Origin of the sequence: Ancylobacter sp. TS-1 (genome assembly GCF_009223885.1) — a bacterium.
GTDB lineage: Bacteria > Pseudomonadota > Alphaproteobacteria > Rhizobiales > Xanthobacteraceae > Ancylobacter.
Genome location: NZ_CP045144.1, coordinates 458,645 through 471,284, shown reverse-complemented (window position 1 = coordinate 471,284; position 12,640 = coordinate 458,645). Strand labels below are relative to the sequence as shown.

Annotated in this window: 9 protein-coding genes; 4 read left to right on the top strand and 5 right to left on the bottom strand. The window is 69.0% G+C overall.

What is annotated here, in order from left to right; translation table 11 throughout:
- The first annotated feature begins 14 nt into the window (after positions 1–14).
- Positions 15–482 (top strand): thioredoxin-dependent thiol peroxidase, encoded by a 468-nt coding sequence (gene bcp / locus GBB76_RS02245; RefSeq protein ID WP_152301783.1) that lies wholly within the window; start codon positions 15–17, stop codon positions 480–482.
- A 148-nt stretch (positions 483–630) separates the two neighbouring features.
- Here bcp and prfB read toward each other — a convergent pair whose 3' ends face one another.
- Complete coding sequence (prfB, locus tag GBB76_RS02240) at positions 631–1,761, bottom strand: peptide chain release factor 2 (protein WP_152301782.1); 1,131 nt, start codon at positions 1,759–1,761, stop codon at positions 631–633.
- Positions 1,762–1,931: 170 nt separating this feature from the next.
- Here prfB and GBB76_RS02235 point away from each other — a divergent pair, with 170 nt between their 5' ends.
- Positions 1,932–2,546: a glutathione S-transferase gene (locus tag GBB76_RS02235; RefSeq protein ID WP_152301781.1), complete on the top strand. Its 615-nt coding sequence runs from the start codon at positions 1,932–1,934 to the stop codon at positions 2,544–2,546.
- A gap of 34 nt (positions 2,547–2,580) precedes the next feature.
- Here the strand turns inward: GBB76_RS02235 and GBB76_RS02230 are convergent, their stop codons facing one another.
- Complete coding sequence (locus GBB76_RS02230; protein ID WP_152301780.1) at positions 2,581–5,019, bottom strand: penicillin-binding protein 1A; 2,439 nt, start codon at positions 5,017–5,019, stop codon at positions 2,581–2,583.
- 97 nt (positions 5,020–5,116) lie between these two features.
- A complete protein-coding gene (locus tag GBB76_RS02225) occupies positions 5,117–6,433 on the bottom strand; it encodes an N-acetylmuramoyl-L-alanine amidase (protein WP_152301779.1) in 1,317 nt (438 codons plus the stop codon).
- A 783-nt stretch (positions 6,434–7,216) separates the two neighbouring features.
- Between GBB76_RS02225 and GBB76_RS02220 the strand changes: the two genes are divergently transcribed.
- Positions 7,217–9,955 (top strand): ribonuclease E/G, encoded by a 2,739-nt coding sequence (locus GBB76_RS02220; RefSeq protein ID WP_152301778.1) that lies wholly within the window; start codon positions 7,217–7,219, stop codon positions 9,953–9,955.
- 75 nt (positions 9,956–10,030) lie between these two features.
- On the opposite strand, the gene GBB76_RS02215 is transcribed toward GBB76_RS02220, so the two are convergent.
- On the bottom strand, positions 10,031–10,888 hold the full coding sequence (locus GBB76_RS02215) for an SDR family oxidoreductase (protein ID WP_152301777.1): 858 nt from the start codon (positions 10,886–10,888) through the stop codon (positions 10,031–10,033).
- A gap of 142 nt (positions 10,889–11,030) precedes the next feature.
- On the opposite strand from GBB76_RS02215, the gene GBB76_RS02210 reads away from it, so the two are divergent.
- Positions 11,031–11,402, top strand: coding sequence for a helix-turn-helix domain-containing protein (locus tag GBB76_RS02210; RefSeq protein ID WP_152301776.1), 372 nt, complete (start codon positions 11,031–11,033; stop codon positions 11,400–11,402).
- Between the two features lie 9 nt (positions 11,403–11,411).
- Here GBB76_RS02210 and GBB76_RS02205 read toward each other — a convergent pair whose 3' ends face one another.
- Complete coding sequence (locus tag GBB76_RS02205) at positions 11,412–12,614, bottom strand: pyridoxal phosphate-dependent aminotransferase (RefSeq protein ID WP_202911151.1); 1,203 nt, start codon at positions 12,612–12,614, stop codon at positions 11,412–11,414.
- Positions 12,615–12,640 lie beyond the last annotated feature (26 nt).

Genomic DNA, 12,640 nt, shown 5'->3' with positions numbered 1-12,640 from the left:
CGAAAGGAAGGCAAATGGCCGAGATTGCTGACGGGCAACCCGCTCCCGACTTCACCCTTGCGACAGATGGGGGCGAGAGCGTGACGCTCGCCGCCTGTCGCGGGCGCAAGCTGGTCCTGTATTTCTATCCAAAGGCGGGCACGCAGGGCTGCACGCTCGAAGCTCACGACTTCAACCGGCTGAAGCCGGACTTCGACGCCGCCGACACGCGCGTCATCGGCATCTCGCCCGATCCCGACAAGGCGCTCGCCCGGTTCCGCTCCAAGGAGGGGCTGACCTTCGACCTTGCCGGCGACGAGGCGCACAAGGTGCTTGAGGCGTATGGCGTATGGGCGGAGAAGTCGATGTATGGCCGAAAATACATGGGCGTCGAGCGTACCACCGTTCTGATCGACCGCGACGGCGGGATCGCGCGCGTCTGGCCGAAGGTGAAGGTCGCCGGCCATGCCGATGAGGTCCTCGCCGCCGCCCGAACGCTGTAGGGGGCGTGGCCGACCCGCAAACGGCCGTCGTCCCGGCCGAGCGAAGCGAGAGCCGGGATCGCTCTCCAATGTTTGCGCGGTCCCGGATCGGCCCTCCGGGCCGTCCGGGATGACGAGAATGGGGAGGACGCGCTTCGGCGTCCTCGCCTCAGTCCACGTCGTCGACGCTGGCCGGGCCGCCGCCATAGGCGCGCTGGGCCAGCGCGGCCTCCATGAAGGGGTCGAGGTCGCCGTCCAGCACTTCCTGCGGGGTGCCAGACGTGACGCCGGTGCGCAGGTCCTTCACCAGCTGGTAGGGCTGGAGCACATAGGAGCGGATCTGGTGGCCCCAGCCGATGTCGGTCTTGGCCGCCTGATCGGCGGCGGCCTGCGCCTCGCGCTTCTTCAGCTCCATCTCGTAGAGCTTGGCGCGCAGCATTTCCCACGCGGTGGCGCGGTTCTTGTGCTGCGAGCGGTCGCCCTGCGCCACCACGGCGATGCCGGTCGGGATATGGGTGAAGCGCACCGCCGATTCGGTCTTGTTGACGTGCTGGCCGCCGGCGCCGCCCGAGCGCATCGTGTCGATGCGCAGATCGCTTTCCTTGATGTCGACCACGATGCGGTCGTCGATGACGGGATAGACGTCGACCGAGGCGAACGAGGTCTGGCGCCGCGCATTCGAATCGAAGGGCGAGATGCGCACGAGGCGATGCACGCCGGCCTCGGTCTTCATCCAGCCATAGGCGTTGTGGCCCTTGACCAGGATGGTCGCCGACTTCAGCCCGGCGGTCTCACCGGCCGATTCCTCGATCAGCTCGACCTTGAAGCCGCGCCGCTCGGCCCAGCGCGTGTACATGCGCAGCAGCATCAACGCCCAGTCCTGGCTGTCGGTGCCGCCGGCACCGGCATGGACTTCGAGATAGCTGTCATTGGCGTCCGCCTCGCCCGAGAGCAGAGCCTCGAGCTGGCGACGGGCCACTTCGGCCTTGAGCTTGCCGAGCGCGGCCTCGGCCTCCGTCACGATCGATTCGTCGCCCTCGGCCTCGCCGAGCTCGATCAGCTCGACATTGTCGGCGAGCTCGCGCTCGATGCGCTCCAGCGCGCCGAGACCGTCCTCCAGAGTGCCGCGCTCCTGCATCAGCTTCTGGGCGCGCTCGGGGTCGTTCCACAGATTCGGATCCTCGGCGAGCGCGTTCAGCTCGGCAAGGCGCGCCTTGGAGCGATCGAAATCGATGTGCTGCCGCAGCAGGCCGGCGGCTTCACGGATCTCGTCGATGCTCGTTTCGAGATCGGCGCGCATGGTTCGGTCACTCTCAGAAGGAGGCGGAAGGCGGCGGAAAATAGAGAGCTTGGGCAGGGCTGTAAACGGCCCGCCTGCCGTGGAACGGAAAACGCGTCCGGCGCGACCCTCAGGCATTGCGGGATGGCGCCCCGGCAATAAGCTGGTGCCTCCCGAAAACGGAGAGCCCCATGCGCCTCATCGGCATGCTGGATTCGCCTTATGTCCGCCGCGTGGCGGTCTCGCTGGCCTTCCTCGACCTTCCCTTCGTCCATGAAGGGGTATCGGTGTTCCGGCACTATGACCGCTTCGCCGCCGTCAATCCGGTGGTCAAGGCGCCGACTCTGGTGACGGATGCGGGCGTGGTGCTGATGGAATCCAGCCTCATCCTCGAACATGCCGAGCGCCTCGCCGATCCGGCCCGTTCGCTCGTGCCGGCCGACATCGACGCCCATGCGCGCGCCCAGCGCATCATCGGCCTCGCCCTCGCCGCCTGCGAGAAGAGCGTGCAGATCGTCTATGAACGCCAGCTTCGCCCGGCCGAAAAGCAGCACCAGCCCTGGATCGACCGGGTGACGGGCCAGTTGCTCGCCGCCTACGGGCTGCTGGAGGAAGAGATCGGCACCGGCGGCGACTGGCTGGCCGGGACGCGGCCGCTGCAGGCCGACATCACCGCCGCCATCGCCTGGACCTTCACCCGCGACCTCATCCCCGACGTCGTGGCGGCAAATGCCTTCCCGGCCGTGGCGGGTCACGCCGCGCATGCCGAATCGCTGCCGGAATTCCTGGCCTGGCCGCACGCCTGAGAAAAGCGAGGCCGGCGGACCCGCCGGCGGGCGCTCAGTAGAGCCCGCCGGTACCGCTCGCGCCGACCGCGCGGTCGGCCTCGGGATTGATGCCGATCGGATTGCCGGACGCATCGGTGGCGCCAATGATCGAGTAGCTGTCCGGCGGCGAGGTGCCCGGCTTGAAAGCTTCGAGGATCGACGCCTCGCCCGGGCCGGCGCGCAGGCCGCTCTTCGGGTTGATGCGGATCAGCTTGATGCCCGGCGGCACGCGGAACGGCACCGCCGGACGGTCGGCCAGCGCCGCCTTCATGAAATCGCGCACCACCGGCGCGGCGAGCAGGCCGCCGGTCGAGCCCTTGCCCATCGGCTTGGGCGTGTCGAAGCCGAGATAGACCGCGACCACGATGTCGGGGGTGTAGCCGACGAACCAGGCGTCTTTTTCCTCGTTGGTCGTACCGGTCTTGCCGGCAATCGGCTTGCCGAGCTCCTTCAGCGCCGTGCCGGTGCCGCGCTGGACCACGCCTTCCAGCATCGAGGTGATCTGGTAGGCGGTCATCGGGTCGAGCACCTGCTCGCGGCGGTCGATCAGGACCGGCTCGCTCTGGCCGCTCCATTTGGCGGCGTCGCAGCCGCGGCACTCGCGCTCGTCGTGACGGTAGATGGTCTTGCCGTAGCGATCCTGGATACGGTCGATCAGGGTCGGCTTGATGCGCTTGCCGCCATTGGCGAACATCGAATAGCCGCCGGCCATCCGCACCGCCGTCGTCTCGCCGGCGCCGAGCGACATGGAGAGCACGGGCAGCAGGTTGTCGGACACGCCGAAACGCTTGGCGTATTCGACGATCAGCGGCATGCCGAGATCGTTGGCGAGGCGCACGGTCATCACGTTGCGCGACTGCTCGATGCCGAAGCGCAGCGTCTGCGGCCCGTAGAACTTGCCGGAATAGTTCTCCGGCCGCCACGTCGCCTGCCCGGCCTGCGCCAGTTCGAAGGGCGCATCCATGATCACGCTGGAGGGCGTGTAGCCATTGTCGATGGCCGCCGCGTAGACGAAGGGCTTGAAGGAGGAGCCCGGCTGGCGCTGGGCCTGGGTGGCGCGGTTGAACTGGCTCTCGTCGAAGGAGAAGCCGCCCGCCATGGCCAGCACGCGCCCGGTCGAGGGGTCCATCGCCACCAGCGCGCCCTCGATGTTGGGCTGCTGGCGCAGGCGCCACTGGTCGGGCTTGCCGTCCACCGGCTCGACATAGATCACGTCGCCGGGCTTGAGCACGCCGGAGACGCCGTTCTTGGCGTTGCGGGTCGCCCATTTCACGCCGTCCGGCGTGATCATGCCGACGTCGCGCTGGTTCGACAGCACGCCGGAACGGTCGCGCTGCGGCTGAAGGCCGATGCGCGCGCCCTTGGCGTCGGAATCGAGCACCACGGCGAGGCGCCAGGGAATGTCGGTGAAGGTGCGCACATCGGCGAGGCGCCCGCCCCAGTCGCCCGAGGTCTCGATGCGCGTCACCGGGCCACGGAAACCGCGCTGCTCGTCATAGCGCGTCAGCCCGTCCAGCAGCGCCTTCTTGGCGTATTGCTGGAGCTTGGGGTTGAGCGTGGTGCGCACCGACAGGCCGCCGCCATAGAGCTTTTCCTCGCCGTAGCGCTCGAAAATCTCGCGGCGGACCTCCTCGGCGAAATACTCGGCCGAGAAGATGTGCGCGCCGGTCGGGCGCACGGTGACGGCGAGGTCCGTCGCCTTGGCGGCGTCGGCTTCCTGCTGGGTGATGTAACCGTTCTCGGCCATGCGATCGATCACCCAGTTGCGGCGGTCGACGGCGGCATCGTGGCGGCGGAACGGATGGTAGTTGTTCGGGCCCTTGGGCAGCGCGGCGAGATAGGCGGCCTCGGCGATGGTCAGCTCGGAGACCGACTTGTCGAAATAGAGCAGCGAGGCGGCGGCGACGCCGTAGGAGCCGATGCCGAGATAGATCTCGTTCAGGTACAGTTCGAGGATCTTGTCCTTCGAATAGGCGCGCTCCATGCGCAGGGCGAGCAGCGCTTCCTTGATCTTGCGGTCGAAGGAGACCTCGTTGGTCAGCAGGAAGTTCTTCGCCACCTGCTGGGTGATGGTCGAGGCGCCCTGCGGGCGGCGGCCCGAGCCGTAATTCTGCAGGAAGGCGTAGCCGGCGCGGCCGATGCCGGTCAGGTCGATGCCGCCATGCGAATAGAAGTTCTTGTCCTCGGCGGACAGGAAGGCTTCCTTCACCAGCTCGGGAATGTTCTGGATCGGCAGATAGAGCCGGCGTTCCTTGGCGTACTCGGCCAGCAGCGATCCATCGGCCGCGTGGATGCGCGTCATCACCGGCGGCTCGTAGTTCTGGAGCTGGGAGTAGTCGGGCAGGTCCTGGGAGAACTTCCAGACGAAATAGCCTGCCGCCGCCCCGCCGACGATGAACACGATCGTGCCGAGAGCGAACAGGAAACCAAGAAACCGCAGAAGCAGCCGCATGCGGCCCTCGCCCCCGTAAGCTGGGGACTCCACCGCGCGCCAACGCGATGCGAGTCCGTTATCCGACGTCGCCCTTAGGGCAGCGTGTGCGCGGCAACTATGGCCTAATCGCGGCCGGTGACGGCTGCGTGGCGGCCACCGGCCGGGCGCTGGCTCCGTTCACGCCGGCAGGCAGCGCGACCGGAACGGCATCGTGAGGCTTCTGCGCCGCGAAATAGGCGTCGATGGCCACCGTCATCGCCTCGGTGACATTAGCCTGCCATTCCGTCGATGTCATGAGTTCGAGGTCCTTGCTGCTCGAAAGATAGCCCAGCTCGAACAGCACGGAGGGCACGTCGGGTGCCTTCAGGACCTTGAATCCCGCCGATTTGAGCGGGGATTTGTGCAGGCGCGCCGCCCCGGCCACGTTGCCCGCCAGCGTGCGGGCGAAATGGGCGGAGAAATTGCGCGTCTCGCGCTGGGCGAGGTCGAACAGGATGCCCGCCACGTCGGCCGGTTCCTCGGAAAGATCGAGGCCGGCGATCATGTCGGCCTTGTTCTCCGAATCGGCGAGGCGCTGGGCTTCCCCGTCCGAGGCGCGGTCGGAGAGCGTGTAGATGGTGGCGCCGCGTACGTCGCCGTCGCGCGAGCCGAGCGAATCGGCATGCAGCGAGATGAACAGCCGGGCGTTGTTCTCGCGGGCGAAGCGCACGCGCTGGCCGAGCGAGACATAGGTGTCCTTGGTGCGCGTCATCAGCGTGCGGTAGCGCCCGCTCGCCTCCAGCCGGTCGTGGAGCTGCCGGGCGATGGTGAGCACGAGCTGCTTCTCGGTGACGTCGAAGGCCGGGTTCACCGCGCCCGAATCGACGCCGCCATGGCCGGGATCGATGACGATCACCGGGCGCATGTCGCCCACCTGCGCCTGCTCGGCCGTCGGCATCTCGGGCACTTCGGCACGGTGGGGCTGCGACGAGGACGCCTTGAGCGCACTGACGAAGGTGGCGCGGTCGGTCTTGACGAGATCGACCACGAGGCGGGCCGGCTGGTCGTCCATCGGCTCCAGCACGAAGGCCTTGTCGATGGTCACCGGCGCGTTGACGTCCATCACGATGCGCGCCTTGCCGGGCGCGAACAGGCCGAAGCGATAGGCGGCGACGAGGCCGCGCCCCTCCTGCCCCGCCGTCGGCGGCAGCGCGAAGACGACGTCGGGAATGTCGATGACGACCCGGTAGGGATCGGCAAGGGTGAAGGCGCCGAGCGGCACCGAACGCGAGAGGTCGACGACGAGGCGGGTGCGCTCGCCGTCGCCAGCCAGACGCGCGTCGCTCGCCACCACCGGCTCGGCGGCCCGGGCGGGGGCGAACACGGACAGGCTGGCCGGCAGCCACAGCGCCGCCGCCAGCCAGAGCCCGATCATTCCCCCACGCATCGCCATCGCCGCCTGCCACCTCCAGCCCGGAAAACATCCTGCCGCGCATCGCGTCGCACATCGCGCCGCGCCTCCCGACCTTTCTAGCCAAATACCAACGAAGCGTTAACCGTCGCCCGCATGGCGACTCGCGGTTGCGTCCGGCCGTTGCCCGCGAGCAACGCGCCGATTCCGATCAATCGGATGCGATCCTTGCCAAATCGGCACGCATGCCGCTATTAAGGGCACGCATATGGTTCGCATTCCGGGTCGCTCGATGACGTCCGGCTTTGCGATCCCGAGGCGAAGGGCGCGCCAGCGATGGATGCGCCCGGCACAGGGCGACGATAAAAGCCCCCGCGCTGACTGGCGCGGAGGCGCGTGGCGGTGCCGCACGCGGTCGGAACGACCGCGCGCCGAAGGATCGCGGTCCGCGCCGTCGCTTCCGGGCCATCGGACACCGCTTCCACGCGCGACTCTTCGTGATGTCGCGCCCATTGCGGCCCTGCCACCATGTGCCTTGAGCCGGATCGCGCGCGGTCGCGGCTTGTCCTGTTCGGTCGAGGATGGACGGCAGCCTACGATGATGCGTCAGCCGGCGAGTGAGGGTCAGGTGCGCGGAGGGTTTTCCCGCCGCATGCGCGCCCTCCGGCCCGTGGCCTGTGCATCGCGTCGGCGCTCCTCTTGCGAGACGTTCCGTTCCAATCGCCGCATCCCCTGCCCGCTTCCGATCACCGCTTACTGGCACGGCCCCTGCCGTCGGGCGTCCCTCGCGACGTCGACGCGGCCGCTGCCGCATATGAGAGTTCTATGGCCAACAAGATGCTTATCGACGCCACCCATCCCGAGGAGACCCGGGTGGTGGTGGTGCGCGGCAGCCGAGTCGAGGAATTCGACTTCGAGGCCGCCAACCGCAAGCCGCTGCGCGGCAACATCTACCTCGCCAAGGTAACGCGGGTAGAGCCTTCGCTTCAGGCCGCCTTCATCGAGTATGGCGGCAACCGGCATGGCTTCCTCGCCTTCAGCGAGATCCATCCCGACTACTACCAGATCCCGGTCGCCGACCGTCAGGCGCTGCTCGCCGAGGAAGAGCGCCAGCAGCGGCGCGACGCCGAGGCGGAAGACGAGGACAAGCCCAAGGGCCGCGTCCGCCGCCCGCGCGGCGCCGCCAGGAGCGCCGACACCGAGGAGAGCGTCTCCGAGGCCGCAGCGCCCGAGGATGGCGACGGCGAGGCCGCCGCGCCCGCGCGCCGCTCGCGTCGGCGTCCGTCCTCCTCCGATGACGAGGGTGGCGGCGAGGTCGAGGAGATCGCCGGCGAAGAAGAGATCGTCGACGAGGTCGGCTCAGACGACGCGCTGGAGGAAGTGCCCGAGCGCGCCGCCCCGCGTGGCCGCGCCCGCACCTACAAGATCCAGGAAGTGATCAAGCGCCGGCAGGTGATGCTGGTGCAGGTCGTCAAGGAAGAGCGCGGCAACAAGGGCGCGGCGCTCACCACCTATCTGTCGCTCGCCGGCCGCTATTCGGTGCTGATGCCCAACACCGCGCGCGGCGGCGGCATCTCCCGCAAGATCACCTCCGCCGAGGACCGCCGCCGGCTGAAGGAGGTCGCCTCCGACCTCGAAGTGCCGGAGGGCATGGGCGTCATCCTGCGCACCGCCGGCGCCAACCGCACCAAGCCGGAGATCAAGCGCGACTTCGAGTATCTCCTGCGCCTGTGGGAGAATGTCCGCGAGCTGACGCTGGGTTCGACCGCGCCGTCGCTGGTCTATGAGGAAGGCTCGCTGATCAAGCGTTCGATCCGCGACCTCTACAACAAGGACATCGACGAGGTTCTGGTCGCCGGCGAGGAAGGCTATCGCGAGGCCAAGGACTTCATGCGCATGCTCATGCCGAGCCATGCGAAGAACGTGAAGGTCTACAAGGACCTGCAGCCGGTCTTCACCCGCTTCGGGGTGGAGAGCCAGCTCGACGCGATGTTCCTGCCGCAGGTGCAGCTGCGCTCGGGCGGCTATCTCGTCATCAACCCGACCGAGGCGCTGGTCTCCATCGACGTGAACTCCGGGCGCTCGACCCGCGAGCACAATATCGAGGACACCGCGCTCAAGACCAACCTCGAAGCCGCCGAGGAAGTCGCCCGCCAGCTGCGCCTGCGCGATCTCGCGGGCCTCGTCGTGATCGACTTCATCGACATGGACGAGAAGCGCAACAACCGGGCGGTCGAGCGCAAGCTCAAGGACTGCCTGAAGAACGACCGCGCCCGCATCCAGCTCGGCCGCATCTCGCATTTCGGCCTGATGGAGATGAGCCGCCAGCGCATCCGCACCGGCGTGCTGGAAAGCTCGACCGAGGTCTGCCCGCACTGCGGCGGCACCGGCCATGTGCGCTCCTCGCCCTCCGTCGCGCTGCAGCTCCTGCGCGCCGCCGAGGACATGCTCCAGCGCTCCAACACGCATAACCTCGTGGTCCGCACGCGCGCCGAGAACGCGCTCTACGTGCTCAACCACAAGCGCGCGCATCTGCACGAGCTGGAGACCCGCTTCGGCGTGCTCATCACCATCTCGGCCGACCCGACGCTGACCGGGCTGACCCCCTTCGCCATCGACAAGGGCGAAGCGGTGCTGAACCCGATCCCGCTGCCGCGCGCGCCGGAACTGGTGATCGAGCCCGAGGACGAGATCGTCATCGCCGACGAGCTGGACGAGGCCGAGGAGGAGGCTGCGGCCCCGAGCCGTCCCCAGCCGGCGGCCGCCGCGAGCGGCGAAGGCCCGGGCGACGCCCAGGGTGACGCGCTGGGCGATGGCGGCGGACGCCGTCGCCGCCGGCGTCGCCGGCGTCGGCGCGGTGCCGGCCCCAATGGCGAGAACGGCCAGCGCAACGGCGAGAACGGTACCGATACCGCCGGCATCGAGTTCGAGGACGACGGCGAGGGCGACGAGGATGCGGATGGCGACGCGGACACCGCCGCCGAGGCTCCCGCCGCTCAGGCGCCTGCCGAGGCCTATGTGACCGAGACGACCGCCGACGACGCCAGCGCCGAGGCTCCCGCGCCGGTCGCGGAATTGGCGGCGGCGGAAGCTCCTGCCGAGGACGCTCCCGCCGAGGACGTCCCGGCCGAGGAGGCGCGTCCGCGCCGTGGCCGTCGCGGCGGCCGCCGCACGCGTGGCGGCAAGGCCGGCGAGGACACCGGCACCGAGGCCGTCGCGGAAGCGGCGACCGAGGCTGCCGCCCCCGAAGCGGTCGCGACCGAGGCTGCGGCGGTGGAAGCCGCCCCCGCGCCGGAGGCGGCACCCGCCACCGAAGCCAAGCCGCGCCGGCGTCGCTCCACGGTGCGCGAGCCCGCGCCGGTCGTGAGCGCGCCTGTCGAGGTTCCGGCCGAGGCTGCCGAGCCGGCGCCGGTTGAGTCGACCTCTGCCGAGCCGTTCGCCGAGGCCCCCGCCGAAGAGCCGGCGGCGGTTTCCGCTCCCGAGGCGGCGCCTGCACCGGCCGATGACGACCCCAACCGTCCGCGCCGCACCGGCTGGTGGCAGCGCAAGATCTTCGGCGAGTGAGCTTACTCGCCGTCTGAAAACGGAAAACGGCGCCTCACGGCGCCGTTTTCTTTTGCGGGAGAGGCTGCCCGCGCCTCAGGCCCGCAGCGCCGCCGCATTGTCCTGCGCCCACCGGGCTACCGAAATCGGCGCATGGCCGGTCAGCGTCTCCACCGCGTCGGTGACACCGGCCGTCCAGCCCTCGCGCACCGGATGGAAGATGAAGGCGAGGAAGCGCGCATAGTCCTCGCCGACGCCCGCGCCGGTGAGGATGCCGACGAAAGTCTCGTCGTCGATCGGCGTGTAGCCGACCTTCCGGCCGATGACGCCCGAGAGGATTTCCGCCGCCTCGCCATAGCCCAGTGCCTGCGGGCCGGTGAGGTTGAAAGCCAGCCCGTCGAGGCGGTCGCTGGTGAGCGCGCTCGCCGCGCTGGCGGCGATGTCGCGCGCGTCGACGAAGCTCGACTTGCCTTCGCCCGCCGGCACCGCGACGACGCCGGCGTGGTCGATGCCCGGCTTCCAGAAATTGAGGAAATTGTCGGTGAACCAGTTCGGCCGCAGGATCACATACGGCACGCCCGCGCCGATCAGCGCCAGCTCGACCTGGCGGTAGGGGATGGAATCGTCGGCGTCGACGCCGATGGCGGTCTGGAGCACCACCTTGACCTTGCGGGCGGCGGCGGCCTCGATGACCGGCGTCAGCAGTTCTTTCGAGTTCACATAGCCGCCGGGCAGCATGACGAAGGCGCGGTCGACGCCCTCGAACGCCGCCGCGAAGGTCTCCGGCTTGCCGAATTCGAAGGCGACGCCCTCGGCGCCCTCGATGGGCTGGCCGCCGCGCGAGGCCGCCTTCACCGCCTCGCCCTTGGCGAGCAGCGCCTTCACCAGCGGGCGGCCGACATGGCCGCTGGCGCCGAGCACGAGAATTTTCCCGGCGGGATTGTTGCCTGACATCATCACTCTCCTTAGTATCCAGTAGAAACCATGTTTCTGATGAAAACATACTGGTTGCCGGAGAGGCGCGAAAGAGAGCACTTTCGGCTCACATGGTGGCGTCGGGGAAACCTGCCGCGCCGCCGGGATCGACGGAGAGACGATGCACCCCGCCTATGACGTCTATGAGGACCGCTGCCCTACGCGCCTCGTGCTGGACCGGCTGGCCGACAAATGGGCGCTGCTCATCCTTGACCATCTCGGCGAGGGCACGATGCGGTTCAATCATCTGCGCCGCGACATCAAGGGCATCTCGCAGAAGATGCTGTCGCAGACGCTGAAGAAGCTGGAGCGCGACGGCCTGATCACCCGCACCGTCTACCCGACCGTGCCGGTGACGGTGGAGTACGCGCTCACCCCGCTCGGGCGCACGCTGGCACAGACCGCGGCGGCGCTGACCCATTGGGCCGAGAGCAACATGGACACCATCCTCGCCGCCCAGGCCGCCTATGACGCGGCCGGCGCGGAACGCTGAGCGCCCGCCTCACCCCTTGCGCAGGAAATCGCCGATGCGGTGCACGGCCTGGCGCATCTCGTCGGCGGAGCCGGCATAGGACAGGCGCAGGTAATGGTGGCCGCGATGCGGGTCGAAATCGACACCGGGCGTCGCCGCCACCAGCGCCTCGTCGAGCAGGCGGCGCGCGAAGCCGGCCGAATCGTCGGTGAAGCGCGAGACGTCGGCATAGAGATAGAACGCCCCGTCGACGGGCAGGAATTCCGGCAGCCCGGCGGCCGGCAGGCCCTGGGTGAGAATCAGGCGATTCTCCTCATAGCCGTGCTTGACCGCCTCCATCTCGGCCGCGCCGTCGAACGCCGCCTCGGCGGCGACCTGCGAGAGCGTGGGCACGGAGATCATCAGGTTCTGCTGGAGCCGCTCGACCGCCCGCACCAGCGAGGCCGGCATCACCATCCAGCCGACGCGCCAGCCGGTCATGCAGAAATACTTCGAGAAGGAATGGATGATGGTCGCGTCGTCGCTCACCGCCGCCGCCGTGCTGGCGGGGAAGGCGTAGTCGAGCCCGTGATAGATCTCGTCGGAGATGAAGCGGATGCCGAGCCCCTCGGCGGTGCGGATCAGCTCGGCCAGCGCCTCCGGGCGCATCATGGTGCCGGTCGGGTTGGCGGGGCTGGCCACCAGCACGCCCTTGAGCGGCGTGCGCCGGTGCGCCTCGATCAGCGCCTGCGGCGTGATCACCCAGCGCGAGGCGGCATCGGTCTCGATCAGCACCGGCTCGCAGCCGAGCGCGGTCAGGATATGGCGATAGGGCGGATAGCCCGGATTGGCGATGGCCACCCGGTCGCCCGCCTCGAACATCGACAGGAAGGCGAGCAGGAAGCCGGCCGAGGAACCCGTCGTCACCACCACGCGCGCCGGGTCGAGGTCGAGCCCGTAGGTGTCGCCATAGTGGCGGGCGATGCGGGCGCGCAGGCCCGGCAGGCCGAGCGCGGTGGTGTAGCCGATGCGCCCGTGCTCCAGCGCGCGGCGCGCCGCCTCGCGGGCGGTCGAGGGCGCCGGGGCGGCCGGCTGGCCGACCTCCATGTGGATGACGTGGCCGCCCGCCGCCTCGATGCGGGCGGCGCGCTCCATCACGTCCATGACGATGAAGGGGGCGATCTCGCTGCGGCGCGAGGCGCCGGCGAGACGCGCGGCGACCTGCGTCGGGGTCGGTGCGGAAGATGAGCTCATGTTGCCGAACCTTGCCGGGCCGCCGC